The organism is Streptococcus sp. 27098_8_23, from assembly GCF_041432195.1.
Lineage (GTDB): Bacteria > Bacillota > Bacilli > Lactobacillales > Streptococcaceae > Streptococcus.
The window spans coordinates 1-15,208 of record NZ_JAPVZF010000007.1; the positions used below are offsets into that span (position 1 = coordinate 1).

The 15,208-nt window shown below is 46.0% G+C and carries 12 protein-coding genes; all 12 read left to right on the plus strand.

The genetic code is table 11. The features are described from left to right. Window positions 1–1,990, plus strand: a 1,990-nt coding sequence (locus O3652_RS08315) for an LPXTG cell wall anchor domain-containing protein (protein WP_371590279.1), incomplete at its 5' end; no start/stop codon positions are given. Window positions 1,991–2,209: 219 nt separating this feature from the next. Then, a complete protein-coding gene (locus O3652_RS08320) occupies window positions 2,210–3,436 on the plus strand; it encodes a glycosyltransferase (protein ID WP_070696617.1) in 1,227 nt (408 codons plus the stop codon). A gap of 15 nt (window positions 3,437–3,451) precedes the next feature. Continuing rightward, the gene (locus O3652_RS08325) at window positions 3,452–4,681 is read left to right on the plus strand and encodes a glycosyltransferase (protein ID WP_070696614.1); all 1,230 of its coding nucleotides are present in this window, start codon (window positions 3,452–3,454) and stop codon (window positions 4,679–4,681) included. Between the two features lie 85 nt (window positions 4,682–4,766). Next, the gene (gene secY2, locus O3652_RS08330) at window positions 4,767–5,984 is read left to right on the plus strand and encodes an accessory Sec system protein translocase subunit SecY2 (RefSeq protein ID WP_371590280.1); all 1,218 of its coding nucleotides are present in this window, start codon (window positions 4,767–4,769) and stop codon (window positions 5,982–5,984) included. A gap of 9 nt (window positions 5,985–5,993) precedes the next feature. Then, a complete protein-coding gene (gene asp1 / locus O3652_RS08335) occupies window positions 5,994–7,574 on the plus strand; it encodes an accessory Sec system protein Asp1 (RefSeq protein ID WP_125413712.1) in 1,581 nt (526 codons plus the stop codon). Further along, window positions 7,558–9,087 (plus strand): accessory Sec system protein Asp2, encoded by a 1,530-nt coding sequence (gene asp2 / locus O3652_RS08340; protein ID WP_125413713.1) that lies wholly within the window; start codon window positions 7,558–7,560, stop codon window positions 9,085–9,087. Before asp1 ends, asp2 begins: the two co-directional genes overlap by 17 nt. Next, window positions 9,084–9,524: an accessory Sec system protein Asp3 gene (asp3, locus tag O3652_RS08345; RefSeq protein ID WP_125413714.1), complete on the plus strand. Its 441-nt coding sequence runs from the start codon at window positions 9,084–9,086 to the stop codon at window positions 9,522–9,524. Before asp2 ends, asp3 begins: the two co-directional genes overlap by 4 nt. Then, window positions 9,517–11,889 (plus strand): accessory Sec system translocase SecA2, encoded by a 2,373-nt coding sequence (gene secA2, locus O3652_RS08350; protein ID WP_371590281.1) that lies wholly within the window; start codon window positions 9,517–9,519, stop codon window positions 11,887–11,889. Before asp3 ends, secA2 begins: the two co-directional genes overlap by 8 nt. 12 nt (window positions 11,890–11,901) lie before the next feature. After that, window positions 11,902–13,422: an accessory Sec system glycosyltransferase GtfA gene (gtfA, locus tag O3652_RS08355; protein ID WP_125413716.1), complete on the plus strand. Its 1,521-nt coding sequence runs from the start codon at window positions 11,902–11,904 to the stop codon at window positions 13,420–13,422. Beyond that, window positions 13,406–14,752 carry an accessory Sec system glycosylation chaperone GtfB gene (gene gtfB, locus O3652_RS08360; RefSeq protein WP_125413717.1) on the plus strand — a complete coding sequence of 449 codons (1,347 nt, stop codon included), beginning with the start codon at window positions 13,406–13,408 and terminating at the stop codon, window positions 14,750–14,752. Before gtfA ends, gtfB begins: the two co-directional genes overlap by 17 nt. Next, on the plus strand, window positions 14,745–14,924 hold the full coding sequence (gene asp4, locus O3652_RS08365; protein WP_000161925.1) for an accessory secretory system protein Asp4: 180 nt from the start codon (window positions 14,745–14,747) through the stop codon (window positions 14,922–14,924). Before gtfB ends, asp4 begins: the two co-directional genes overlap by 8 nt. 5 nt (window positions 14,925–14,929) lie before the next feature. After that, a complete protein-coding gene (locus tag O3652_RS08370; protein WP_371590282.1) occupies window positions 14,930–15,151 on the plus strand; it encodes an accessory secretory protein Asp5 in 222 nt (73 codons plus the stop codon). Window positions 15,152–15,208 lie beyond the last annotated feature (57 nt).

Genomic DNA, 15,208 nt, shown 5'->3' on the forward strand with positions numbered 1-15,208 from the left:
GAGCGCAAGTCAGTCTGCCTCAGTAAGCTCGAGTCAATCTGCATCATTGAGTGCAAGCCAGTCAGCTTCGGTAAGTGCAAGTCAGTCTGCCTCAGTAAGCACAAGTGAATCCGCTTCAGCGAGTGCTAGTCAATCTGCGTCTGTAAGTTCAAGCCAGTCGGCATCTGCAAGCTCAAGCCAATCAGCCTCAGTAAGCGCCAGCGAATCCGCTTCAGTAAGTTCAAGCGAATCTGCATCGGTAAGCTCTAGTCAATCAGCCTCAGTGAGCGCTAGCCAGTCTGCATCGGTAAGCTCTAGTCAATCAGCCTCAGCCAGCGCTAGTCAATCAGTATCTATAAGCTCAAGCCAATCTGCATCAGTAAGCGCTAGTCAGTCTGCATCAGTAAGTTCGAGCCAATCTGTATCGGTTAGCTCAAGTCAATCGGCTTCAGTGAGTGCGAGCCAGTCAGCGTCAGTAAGCTCAAGCCAATCCGCTTCAGTGAGCGCAAGTGAATCTGCTTCCGTAAGCGCTAGTCAATCCGCATCAGTAAGTGCGAGTGAGTCAGCGTCTGTAAGCTCCAGCCAGTCAGCATCGGTAAGTGCGAGTGAGTCAGCATCGGTAAGTGCTAGTCAATCAGCATCTGCAAGTGCAAGTGAATCTGCCTCAGCCAGCGCAAGTGAATCTGCCTCAGCCAGCGCAAGTCAGTCTGCTTCAGTCAGCTCGAGTCAATCTGCATCTGCAAGTTCGAGTCAATCAGCGTCAGTCAGCTCAAGTGAATCAGCTTCAGCAAGTTCGAGCCAATCAGCTTCAGTGAGTGCGAGCCAGTCAGCATCTGCAAGCTCGAGCCAATCAGCCTCAGCGAGCTCCAGCCAGTCAGCTTCAGTGAGCGCAAGTCAGTCTGCTTCAGCCAGCGCTAGTCAATCAGCCTCAGTAAGTTCAAGCGAATCTGCATCGGTAAGCTCTAGTCAATCAGCCTCAGTCAGCTCAAGCCAATCAGCCTCAGCAAGTTCGAGCCAATCCGCGTCAGTAAGCTCGAGTCAATCCGCTTCAGCGAGCTCGAGCCAATCTGTATCGGTGAGCTCAAGCCAATCTGCATCATTGAGTGCAAGTGAGTCAGCATCAGCGAGCGCAAGTGAATCCGCCTCAGTGAGCGCCAGCCAATCCGCATCAGTAAGCGCAAGTGAGTCAGCATCAGCAAGTGCGAGCCAATCTGCCTCAGCGAGCGTTAGCCAGTCAGCGTCAGTGAGTGCAAGTCAATCTGCCTCAGCGAGCGCAAGTGAATCTGCCTCAGCCAGCGCTAGTCAATCGGCTTCAGCGAGTGCGAACCAATCGGCATCTATAAGCTCAAGTCAGTCTGCCTCAGCGAGCACAAGTGAATCTGCATCTGCAAGTGCAAGTCGATCAGCTTCAGCCAGCGCAAGTGAGTCAGCATCAGCAAGTGCTAGTCAATCTGCTTCAGTAAGTGCCAGCCAGTCCGCTTCAGCGAGCGCTAGCCAGTCTGCCTCGGTAAGCTCAAGCCAATCTGTGTCAGTGAGCGCCAGCGAATCCGCTTCAACAAGTACTTCAACTTCTGCAAGTATGCTAGGAGCCGAGTTGGCGTTGGAGAGTGCTTCGATTTCAGCAAGTACTTCATTGAGCGAATCTACTTCAACGAGCGCATCACTCTCAGCTAGCATGTTCGCCAGTGAATCGACTCTAGAAAGTGCTTCGATTTCAGCAAGTATGTCAGTGAGCGAGTCAACGTCGATTAGCACTAGTCTCTCGACTTCAGATTCTATTAGTAGTTCTGCATCAGCAAGTACTCTGGCATCTACTTTAACAAGCACCTCTCTCTCAATGGCAAACATTGCAAGCCAAGGTCAATCCGCTTCAAGCAAGCCGAAACAAGCCTTGCCAAATACAGGAGCGTCGACTTCGGTAGCGTCTGCTTTGTTGGGAGCATTGACAGCTGTGACAGGTATCGGTCTTCTTGCCAAGAAGAGTCAGAATGACGATCAAGAAAGTCATTGATAAGATATAAAAATCAATGAATAAATAGTGAAATGGAAAACCTTTGAAAACATGATTTTTCAAAGGTTTTTTCTATATGTGAGAAGGGGGAAATCCTCTTTTGAGTTTGAAATAAACTAGGGGAAAAGGTATAATAGGAAGGTGAGATAATCATCGAAAAAATCAGAACTATAGTAGTAGAAAAGTAGCCAAAAGAATGTGAAAAGAAAAGGGGACGAAATGAAAAAAGAGCTTCAAAAAGCCATTGTACTCGGTGGTGATAATGCTTATATGGACAAGATTGAGACAACAATCAAGTCAATCTGCGCCCATAACCGAGCGGTGACTTTTTATGTTTTCAATGATGATTTGCCATCAGAATGGTTTCAGCTCATGGAGAGACGTTTAGAACCTCTAGCCTCAAAAATCGTCAATGTCAAGATTAGTCATCATGGCTTAAAGGAGTATCATCTTCCCTTGGCTCATCTAAGTTACGCGGCTTACTTTCGTTATTTTATTCCTCAGTATGTCAGCGAAGACCTAGCCTTGTACCTGGATTCGGATATCATCGTTAGATCAAACCTAGATCAACTCTTTTTAGAAGATATGGTGGACTGGCCGGTAGCTGCTGTAGCAGATGCTCTAGTTCCTAGCACTTTTAATTCTGGTGTCTTGCTGATTAATGTGGCCCTCTGGCGTCAAGAAAAGGTGACGGAGCACTTGTTGAGCTTGACAGACCAACTGCATGACCAAGTTTTTGGTGATCAGGGCGTGTTAAATCACCTTTTTGAAGGTCGTTGGAAATCGCTGCCAGCTACCTATAATTTTATGGTTGGTATGGATACAGTGGCTCGAAATTACCAGATGGATTCTTGGTATAGGGATTCTCTTGCTACTGAAAAGACAGCCAAGATTATCCATTATACTGGGGACAAGCCTTGGTACCAAATCAACCTCAATCGTTTTAGGGAGGACTGGTGGTTTTACTACGGACTAGAGTGGTCTGATATCGTCATGAAAAAATGTGATTTCCATAAAGGATTGGCATCTTTAGTTCAAGCTCCCCAGTATGCGACCGCTATTTTTACCAATACGTGTCACATAGAGCAAATCGAACACCTGATCCAAGAACTGCCAGATGTTGAGTTCTCTATCCTAGCTCATACCAATTTTGCGCCGGAAATCATGAACTTGCAATCGCATCTGAATGTACGCCTCTATCCTTACTTTAATCCCATGAATGTCAAAAAAGTCTTGGAAAAGATTGACTTTTACTTGGATATCAATCATGAGGATGAAATTGCAAACATTATCCAAGAAGTGCAGCAAAGAGAAATCCCTATATTTGCTTTTGAAACCACTAGTCATGACTCGAGTGGTTACAGTCACGTATACTCACCAGCAGCCGTAGATCAAATGATCGAGTCTATCCGCACGCTTTTGGAATCAAAGAAGCAGTCGTTGTAAACTGAAGGAAACTAAATGAAAAAAACAATTGTTCTCGCAGGAGATTATGCCTATATTCGCCAGATTGAAACAGCGCTCAAGTCTCTCTGCTACCATAATAGCCATGTCAAGGTCTATATCTTTAATCAGGATATTCCTCAGGAGTGGTTCCGCGCTCTCAGACCGATAGTAGAGCAAATGGGCGGTGAATTAGTGGATGTCAAGATGCTTGGCGCCCAGTTTCAGATGAACTGGAGCAACAAACTGCCCCATATCAATCATATGACCTTTGCCCGTTACTTTATTCCTGATTTTGTCGAAGAGGACAAGGTTCTTTACTTGGACAGTGATTTGGTAGTGACAGCTGATTTGACGGCTCTCTTTGAAATGGACTTAGGAGAAAACTACCTGGCTGCCGCGCCATCTTGTTTTGGAGTTGGGGTTGGTTTTAATGCAGGTGTACTCTTGATCAATAACAAAAAATGGCGGGCAGAATCTGTGAGACAAGAGCTAGTTGAGTTGACGGAGCGGGAACACCAACATGTGAGTGAAGGAGACCAGTCCATCCTCAATATGCTCTTTCATGACAGCTATGCTCCTCTGGATCAGAACTATAATTTCCAGATTGGTTTTGATAGTGGGGCTGCCTCACATGGACATGAGTTCATCTTCCAGATTCCCCTAGAGCCCCTGCCAGCCATCTTGCATTTCCTTTCTCAAGACAAACCTTGGAACACTCATTCGGTTGGGCGTTTGCGTGAGGTTTGGTGGCACTATCATCTGATGGAGTGGTCGGCCATTACTGAAAAATGGCGTCAGGCTGGAATTGACTATCCAGTCACAGTCTATCAGCCAGCTATGACTTGTGTTAATTTGACCAATTCTTGGCATCTTGAGAAAATCGACTATCTGGTTCAAGCCCTGCCAGAGGTGCATTTCTACATTGCAGCCTATACAACGATGGCACCGGAACTCATGCTCTTGTCACGTTTTGAAAATGTGACCCTCTATCCCAACACCTTCCCCCTCTTGGTCGAGAAATTGATCCAGCAGACAGATGTCTATCTTGATATTAACCACGATGACAAGTTGAGTGTTGTTTATGACTATGTTTCACGCTTTGAGAAACCGATCTTGACTTTTGACAATACCCAGTCGCGGGAACTGCCTGAAAGTGCCTATGCAGGTATTTTCTCAGCAGAAAGACCAGAAGAAATGGTGGCTACTTTGAAGGCTTATCTGGATGATAAAACTCACGAAAACTGAGATAGAGATTTGAAGATGCTAAGATAAAAAGGCTGGATTGGCCTCGTGTGACAGGACAGAAAGATAAAAAGAAAAGGAGGAGTCAGTGAAAGAATTTCGTTCATCGATAGCGGTAAAAAAAGGGATGCGCACCCTGTTTTTGCTCTTTATTTATGTGCTCGGGAGTCGTCTGGCTCTTCCTTTTGTTGATCTCAATAGTCGGGATTTTCTCGGAGGAAGCGCAGCCTATCTGGACTTTTCAGTAGCCCTAACTGGTGGAAATCTTCGCAGCCTCTCTCTCTTCTCCATCGGGCTTTCACCTTGGATGTCAGCTATGATCTTGTGGCAGATGTTTTCCTTTTCAAAGAAACTGGGCTTAAACTCGGTGTCTTCAGAAGTCCGGGATAGACGGAAAATGTACTTGACGTTAGGGATTGCCTTGATTCAGGCCTTGGCCTTGACTACAAACCTTCCTGTCCAAGCTCCCTACAATCCCTTCTTGGTCTTTCTCCTCAATACCAGCCTTTTGGTTGCGGGGACCTTCTTCTTAGTTTGGCTGTCTGACATCAATGCGTCTATCGGAGTTGGAGGCCCAATCGTCATTTTATTGGCGAGTATGGTGGCTTCACTCCCTCAGGACATCATCCAATCGGTCCAAGTTCATAAGATCTCTCCTTGGCTGCTTTTCCTATTGGTAGTGCTTGGTGTCCTCTTTACCTATCTAGTTGTTCTCTTTTACCGAGCTAGATACCGCATTCCTATCAATAAAATCGGGCTCCATTCTCGCTTTAAACGCTATTCTTATCTGGAAATCATGCTCAATCCTGCAGGTGGCATGCCTTATATGTATGTGATGAGTCTCATGGGCATGCCTTCTTATCTCTTGCTCTTGCTTCAACATCTGGATAAGGGCAATCCGCTCTACCCTGCCCTACTGGAGCAGTATGCGATGGGGAAACCCTTGTGGATCTATGCTTATATCCTTATCCTCTTTGTCTTTAGCATTGCCTTTGCCTTTGTCAATGTGAGTGGTCAACAGATCGCAGATCGGATGAAGCAATCAGGAGATTATATCTACGGGGTCTATCCTGGTGAGGATACCAGTCGCTTTATCAATCGCTTGGTTCTTCGATTTGCTCTGATAGGTGCAGTCTTTAACGTTACCTTGGCTGGACTTCCAATCTTGTTTGTCTTGAAGGATGAGAGTCTGTTCAAAGTCAGCATGATTCCTGGACTCTTTTTAATTTTGAGTGGTATGCTATTTACAATTCACGACGAATTGCAAGCGCTCCGACTAAATGAAAGGTATCGGCCACTATTCTAGGAGGTTTTGATGTATTACTTTATCCCAGCCTGGTATGGCAAGGAGCGTCCCTGGCATGCTGATTTGACACCCTGGTATTTTTCTCATTTTAAGCTAGAATTTGATGACACCTTTAATCAGATTCGTCTGATGCAACGCCAAGGGATTCCTGCACAGGTCCTCCTTTTGTCCTATCAGCCTCATCTACGCTATTTTCTCCATCGCCAAGGTATTTTAGAAGCACAGGTTTATTCCTTATTTGATGAATTGCAGGATTTTCATGAGATTCGACCACAGGTCTTGCAGCTCAGAGATATTGAGTGGGAAGAGGACTGCGAGTTTGTTTACAGTCCCTTTACTATTCTGGTGCTGAAGGATGGCAAGCCCTATGCCCAGGTAGAGCATGGGATTGAAGGTTTTATCAGTACGATTCAGTATTTCAAGGAAGATGGGCTATTGTCTGTCAACTACCTGATGGATGATCGGGGCCTGGTTTCCAGTGTGATTTACTACGAAGAGGGTCAGGCTCTCTGCCAAGACTACCTCAATCCCAAGGGACTGTGGCAGTTTAGAGAGCATTTGCAAGATGGGGGCCGTATCGAGGTCAATCCTATCTTTGCTTTTCGCTTCCAAAAAGAGGCTTACCGAGATATGGGGGAATTGATTTCGGAGTTTTTTGAGAAGAAAATAGCTCAACTCCCTGAGGAAGGAGCGACCTGTTTTCTGCCTGCTTGTGATCAGCACAATGACTTCCTTTTAGAACGATTGCCTCACCAAACCACTAAGGTTCTCAGTCTTTTTATCGGACGAAATCCTCAAGAGCAATTACCTCAGTTGGCGAATTTGTTGTCTAAGGTGGACCTTGTTCTAGTCGACAGAGAGGACACCTTGCGCTTGGCTCAGTCTGCCTTTTCAGAACAAGCAACGAAGTTTCGTCATTTATCACCTTTTGATACCCGCTTGGAGCTAGGAAAGAGTCAGACTCGGAAGGAGTCAATCCTCTACTATCAACTGGACTTTGAGCAGGGGATAGAGGACCAAGCGCTCTATCAGGTCTTGCATTTCCTTTCTGAAAACAAGGATACGGAGTTGGTCTTTGGAGCCTTTGCTGCTAGTCAAGAAGAAATGAAACAGCTGGAAACACGTGTTTCTGAGATGGTTGCAGAGCAGTTTCAGGACCAGGAACTGGAAAAGGAAGTTGATTACCAAGGCGCTGAAAATCCGCTTGAGGACAATCGCCATCAGAGCAAGCGCTATTCGTTTGTCAATATGAAGGATGAATCGGAGTTAATCAAGCAGCTGGAATTTGTTCGTTTGATTGTCGATTTGAACAGTCAACCTCTTCTTTATACCCAGATAGCGGGGATTAGTGCTGGTATCCCTCAAATTAATAGGGTCAAAACTGAGTATGTCAGCCATCAGAAGAATGGCTATCTGTTGGAAAACACTGCTGATTTTGCGCAAGCTGCCCATTACTATCTCGATAGCCTGCAGGTGTGGAATGATGCTCTGATCCATTCCATTGAAAAGATAAAGGAACACACTGGCGAGCAATTCCTAATCAAGCTAGAAAAGTGGTTGGAGGAGGTGACTCATGGAAAAGAAATATAAGATCTTGCAAATCGGTCCAGAGGATTGGCGAGATACACTTGCCCTACCAGCCCAACTAGACTGGTATCATGTTCCTCCTAACACACCGTCTGCCATCCAGAAAATTATGGATGAGAAAAATTTGGAGCACTTTCATGCTGTCATTCTTACGGATGGGGCTTATCTAGTAGATTTGTTGCCTTTTGCATCTAGCTTGGAACCCTATACGGTTTTCTATCCAGAACAGTTTGCAAGCCAGGATGAAGGTCTTCAAAATCTCATCAAACAGCACTGTATGCAGGCGATGGACCTGTCAGACCGACAGGGTTTTGTTCGAGACCTCTCCACCTCCCTCTTTGAAGGTGGTTATGGAGACAAGCTGAGTCCAGCTACGATACGGATTCACCCGAGTTTCCAAGGCTCTGTCTCCTATCAAGGATTTGAGCATCTGGAATTAGAAGGGGACTTTGGCAAGACCTATACCCAGCTAGCCTCTTGGGCCTATAATCAGACTGTCCAAGCCCATTCGCCAATCGAACTCTGGCTCGAATATGAAAAGAGTGGACCAGTGGACTTGCGCCTGCGTTTGCGAAAAATCCCAGCAGGGTCCGTTTCAGAGATTAGACAGGACATTCTCCTTGAGGAAGCAGACTTTGCCTCAGCAATCATCGTGGAGCAAGACTATGACGCTTATCTGAGTATTTCTCTTGAAGCGCGTGGTCAGGGAAAGGTCAACATCGGCAATCTCCACCAACGCTGGAGCCGGAAACAGTTTGGAAAATTTGTTCTCGGAGGCAATATCCTACATGACAAAAAACGTGAGGAAATCAACTATTTCTTTCACCCGGGAGATTTCAAGCCACCTCTAGCAGTCTATTTCTCAGGTTACCGTCCGGCGGAAGGTTTTGAGGGTTACTGGATGATGAAGAATCTCCAATGCCCCTTTCTCCTCTTTTCGGACCCTCGATTAGAAGGAGGAGCCTTTTACCTAGGAACTGAGGAGTTGGAAGACAGCATACAAGCAACCATCCAACACTATCTAGACTATCTAGGTTTGGATAGAAGTGACTTGATCCTATCTGGGCTGTCAATGGGAACCTTCCCAGCCCTCTATTATGGCTCTCACTTTGAGCCCAAAGGAATTGTAGTCGGAAAACCCTTGACCAATCTAGGAACCATCGCACGGCGGGGTCGACTGGAGGCACCAGGAGTTTTCCCGACCAGCTTTGATGTTTTGCACCTTCAGACAGGAGGAGTGAGCCAGAAAGACATGAAGGAATTGGATCAACGTTTTTGGACCCGATTTGAACAAGCTGATTTTTCCCAGACGACCTTTGGTCTTTCTTACATGAAGGACGAGGATATGGATAGTGGTGCCTATGACCAGCTAGTGGAGACACTTTGCCAGACAGGAGCCAAGATCTTGTCAAAAGGGACAGCAGGTCGACACAATGATGATACAGAGACAAACGTTGCCTGGTTTATTCATTTTTACAAGATGATACTAGAAGAATACGGAAGAGGTGAGACATGATTATCATCAAGAGAGAGGATATTAGGTGGGGCGAGATGGGAGCTACTTATCTTTATGGGAGCCAGATCACCTATCATGCAGATGGTCACGTTACCCTGAAAAATCCTTTGCTGGCTTCAGGTGAAACCCTTAAAACATGGTTTTCTAGTGTCAACTATCAGGCTACTAGAAGCCAGCCCAGCCTCCCTCTTCTTAAGAAAAATCATACCTACCGCTTATCCATGAAGATGCGGGTTCAACCGGCCAATGGCCTCTATCTCAAACTGACTTTTTTAAACCGTTATGAGGAAATCATCGAGGAGAAGATTGAAAGACAATTTTCTTTTAGCTTCACCTATCCTGAAGCGGCCTACACCTACCGCCTTTCCTTGATTAGTGCAGGTTTTGAGACTCTTGACTTTGTTTCGTTTTCTATTGAGGAGGATGCTGGTGTTTAATCGTTTGTATCAAGAAAGACAACTGAGAAAGGTCAAGAAACTTTTAAGCCAAATCAATGCCCTCAAAGAAGAGATGGCTGCCCTCAGTAATGAGGAAATGGCTGCCAAAACAGAGGAGTTTCGCCAGCGCCTTGCTCAGGGAGAAACCTTGGATGAGCTATTGGTAGAAGCCTATGCCCTTGTCCGTGAGACCGATAAACGGGTCTTGGGTCTCTTTCCCTATGATGTGCAAGTCATGGGAGCCATTGTGATCCACCAAGGAAATGTGGCTGAGATGAATACGGGTGAGGGCAAGACCTTGACTGCAACCATGCCCCTCTACCTCAATGCCCTAACGGGAAAAGGCAGCATGCTGGTCACGACCAATGACTATCTGGCTAGACGGGACGCAAGTGAAATGGGCCCAGTCTACCAATTTTTAGGTCTAACTGTCGGTCTGCCCTTTTCAGAGGATCCAAAAGAGGACTTGACTGCCGAAGAGAAAAGAAAGATCTACACCTCAGACATCGTCTATACGACCAATAGTGTACTGGGATTTGACTATCTCAATGACAATCTTGCCTCCACTCGTGAAGGGAAATTCCTGCCTCCCTTTAACTATGTCATCATTGATGAGATCGATGACATTCTACTCGATAGTGCCCAAACTCCCTTGATTATCGCAGGTTCTCCCCGCGTCCAGTCTAACTATTATGGGATGATTGATACCCTAGTGACGACCTTGGTCCAGGGAGAAGACTACATCTACAAGGAAGAAAAAGACCAAGTTTGGTTGACCCGAAAGGGGGCCCAGACGGTTGAAGCTTTCTTAGGAATCGACCATCTCTACAAGGAAGAGTACGCCAGTTATGTTCGACATCTAGTCTATGCTCTCAGAGCCCATACACTCTTTACCAAGGACAAGGACTACCTGGTTCGAGGGCAAGAAATGGTCTTGTTAGACAAGGGAACAGGTCGCCTGATGGAAATGACTAAACTTCAAGGCGGTCTCCACCAAGCCATCGAAGCCAAGGAACATGTGAAGCTCTCTCCTGAGACCAGAGCCATGGCTTCAATCACCTACCAGAGTCTCTTTAAAATGTTTCGCAAAATCTCAGGTATGACAGGAACGGGAAAGGTGGCAGAGAGAGAATTTTTCGAAACCTACAATATGGCTGTCATTCGCATTCCGACCAATCGCCCACTTAGGCGAATGGACCATCCGGATAATCTCTATGTGACCCTCCCTGAGAAAGTGTATGCTTCTCTGGAAGCAATCAAGACCTATCACGCCAAAGGCAATCCACTCTTGATCTTTGTCGGATCTGTTGAAATGTCTCAGCTGTATTCGTCCTTGCTCTTGCGAGAGGGGATTTCCCACAATGTCCTCAATGCCAATCATGCGGCGCGTGAAGCCCAGATCATCGCAGAGTCTGGACAGATGGGGGCAGTGACCGTTGCGACTTCTATGGCAGGTCGCGGGACAGATATCAAACTCGGTCCAGGTGTTGCCGAATTGGGCGGTTTGATTGTGATTGGTACCGAGCGGATGGAGAGCCGACGGATTGACCTGCAAATCAGAGGTCGTTCTGGCCGCCAGGGCGATCCAGGCATGTCTCAATTTTTCGTGTCGCTTGAAGATGATGTGATCAAAAAGTTCGGACCGTCTTGGGTTCACGACCTGTATCAAGACTACCAAGTGGAAGATATCAGCAAACCTATCCTACTCAAGGCTCGCAAGTACCGCAATCTCGTCAGAAAAGCCCAAGAGGCTAGTGATAGTGCCAGTCGCTCAGCGCGCAGACAAACCTTAGAGTATGCGGAAAGCGTCAATATCCAGCGTCAGATGGTCTACCAAGAAAGAGATTGTTTGCTGGATGGGAGCCGTGATTTAGAGCATATCCTTGAGGATATACTGGCAGACTATACCAAACAAATCTCAGAAAAAGCTTATAGCAGTCCCCAAGAGCTCTTTCACTTCATCGTGACCAATATTAGCTTTGGGATGAGAGAATTACCAGCTGATTTGGATTTAGCTGATGCAGATCAGATTCGGGAGTTACTAGAGGAAATAATAGCCAAGGAAATCGCAGCCAAAAAGGAAGTCCTCCAACCTCACCAACTCTATGACTCTTTTCTGAGAATATCCATGCTCAAGGCTATTGATGACAACTGGGTTGAGCAAGTCGACTACCTGCAACAGCTCAGTCTAGCAATCGGGAGCCAGTCTGCTTCTCAAAAGAACCCTATCGTGGAGTACTATCAGGAGACCTATGCTGGCTTTGAAACCATGAAGCAACAAATCCGTACAGATATGGTACGCAATCTTCTCATGGGGATTGTGGAAGTAACGCCCAAAGGTGAGATTCTCACCCATTTTCCATAAAAAGAGGATTATATGACAATTTACAATATAAATCTAGGGATCGGTTGGGCGAGCAGTGGTGTCGAGTATGCCCAGGCCTACCGAGCAGGGATTTTTAGAAGTTTAGACCTAGCATCTAAGTTTATCTTTACAGACTTGATTTTAGCGGACAATATTCAGCATTTAACGGCCAATATCGGCTTTGCGGATGATCAGGTAATCTGGCTTTACAATCATTTTACAGATATCAGGCTAGCACCGACCAGTGTTACAGTTGATGAGGTCTTGGCCTCTTTCGGTGGCCTTGAGAGTCATAGGGAGCAGGATGGCAAGATCTTGCGTGTCTACTTTTCTGACGAGGATAAGTTTGTGACCTGCTACTTGGTAGACTCGGCTAAGAATCTAGTACAGCATGCAGAGTATGTATTTGGGGGGAACTTGATTCGCAAGGATTATTTCTCCTACACACGCTACTGTACAGAGTATTTCGCGCCCAAAGACCAGGTGGCTAGGCTCTATCAACGAACCTTTTTCAATGAAGATGGCAGCACTGCTTACGATATCTTGCTGACTGAAGGACAGGAAGAGGTCTATCGATTTAAGGACCGGATTCTGTATGGAAAGCCAGCCCTTATGCGCTATTTTATGCAAAGTTTGAACTTGAGCAAGTCTGATTTGGTCATCTTGGATAGGGAAACAGGGATTGGTCAGGCTGTTTTTGAAGAAGCACAAAAGGTCCATCTAGCAGTTGTCGTTCACGCAGAGCACTATAGTGAAAATGCTAGTAACGAAGACTATCTCCTCTGGAATAACTACTATGAGTATCAATTTACAAATGCGGACAAGGTCGATTGCTTTATCGTATCCACGGATCGGCAGAAGGAAGTTCTCGAAGATCAATTTGCCCAGTACAGTCAGCATCGTCCACGAATCGTCACGATTCCAGTTGGGAGCATAGATCAGCTGACCGAGCCTGCTAGGGAACGCAAGCCCTTTTCTCTCATTACCGCTTCTCGTTTGGCCAAGGAAAAACACATCGACTGGCTAGTCAAGGCAGTCATCCAGGCCCATCAAGTCCTTCCAGAGCTCACCTTTGATATTTATGGAAGTGGGGGTGAAGAATCCCTCTTAAGGGAAATCATCACGGCTCACCAGGCGGAGAACTATATCCAGCTCAAGGGACATGCAGACCTATCTCAGATCTATCCCCAGTATGAGGTCTATCTGACAGCCTCTACCAGTGAAGGCTTTGGTCTGACTTTGATGGAGGCAGTTGGGTCAGGCTTGCCCTTGATTGGTTTTGATGTGCCTTATGGAAACCAAACCTTTATACAGGACGGTCAAAATGGCTACTTAATTTCAAGTTCAGACGACCATGTTGAAATGGAAATTAAAAGGGCCTTTGCAGAAAAGATCTGCCAGCTCTATCAGGAAAATCATTTGCCAGATATGAGAACAGCATCTTATGACCTAGCGAGAGAATTTTTAACAGATAAGGTAAGGGACAAGTGGAAGAAAACGATAGAGGAGGTCCTGCATGATTCAACTATTTGATCGTTATGGTCAGGAAAGCCGCGATTTACACGAAAGTTTAGAAGTTGCTGGTCTGTCCCGCACCACAGTTGTGATCGAGCCAGATGGCTTTCTCCCAGATGGGATTCTTTCTCCCTTTACCTACTATCTAGGTTACAATTCGGGAAAAGCTCTTTATTTCAATCAAGTAGCCGTACCTGAATTTTGGGAGATTGCGGGAAATAATCAGTCGGCGCATATCTTAGAGGATTCTCGGGAGAGGGGCGTGATTCACTATGTGGATGCTCCTCAGGCCCGTCTGGTAAAGCAAGTCGACTGGAAGGACCTATCCGGTCGCATTTACCAAGCAGACCACTATAACCAATACGGAGCCTGCTTTGCCAAGACCACCTATAGTGCAGATGGGCAGACTATCCTGACCAAGTATCAGGATGCAAAGGGACAGGAAATTGTCCTAGAAAATCATGTGACAGGCGATATCCTCCTAACCTTGCCCGGACAAGCCCTGCGCCATTTTAAAAATCGAGTGGAGTTCACGATCTTCTTTTTGCAAGACTTGGGAATCGACACTCGCCACCTTCTCTTTAACACACTCGCCACCTCTTTCTTGGTCTCATACCATTATCCAGATAAGAGTGGACGGGATATTTTAGTCTGGCAAGAACCACTAGATGATTGTCTTCCTGGAAATATGCAGCTGCTCTTGGAGCAAGAGGACTTGAGAGCCAAGCAGATCCTCATACCAGACAAGGCTACCTATGAACAGGCCTTGGTCTTGACCAATCCAGCCTATCATGACAAGTTTGTCCATCTAGGTTATCATTATCAGTTCAAAAGAGAAAACTTCGTTCGACCAGATGCCTTGATCGTTACCAACTCAGATCAGATCGAGCATATCGAAACCCTGATTGAGTCCTTGCCAATGGTGACCTTCCGAATCGCAGCAGTGACTGAGATGTCGTCCAAGTTGCTGACCTTGCTTTCCTATCCCAATGTCGTTCTCTATCAAAACGCCAGTCCGCAAAAGATTCGAGAACTCTATCAGCTGTCTGACCTCTATCTAGACATCAATTACGGAAACGAGCTTTTGGATGCTGTCCGTCAAGCCTTCGAGCACAATATGCTTATCCTAGCCTTTGATCAGACAGCTCATAACAGACCTTACACAGCTCCAGAACACCTCTTTGATGTGCAGGCTGTTGGAGACATGATTGCGAAGATTCAAGAAGCTCTCAGCAGTCTTGACAAGATGGGGCAAGCCCTTGGGCATCAAGGTCGTCATGCTAACTATGTGGACTTGGCTACTTACCGAGAGAGGATGGAAAGGATAATAGGGGAAGGACATGACTAAAAAAGATTTATTTTACAAGGATGTCGAAGGACGCATGGAAGAGTTAAAGCAAGGAGCGCTTAAGAAAGAAAAGCCTACCCGAGGAGAAAAGATCAGTAAAACCTTCTCCATTTTACTCGGCTTGCTCATCCTTCTTACCCTGATCTTTACATTATTAGGAATCTTGAGGTGAAAATGATGGAAGTTTTGATGCTTATAGGAATAATCCTAGCCGTCGCCTTAATTGTCCTGGTTCTCATCCAACCTCGCCAAAGCCAACTCTTTTCCATGGATGCGACTAGCAATATCGGAAAACCAGGCTACTGGCAGAACAACCGCTTGGTGAAAGTTTTAACTCTCTTGATTAGCATAGCCTTGTTTGTATTGCTCCTCGTTTTTATGTTGGTGACCTATCAGTAAGGATGCAGTTCCATTCACAGATGAGGAAAACTAAACACGAAAAAAAGATCCAAGCAA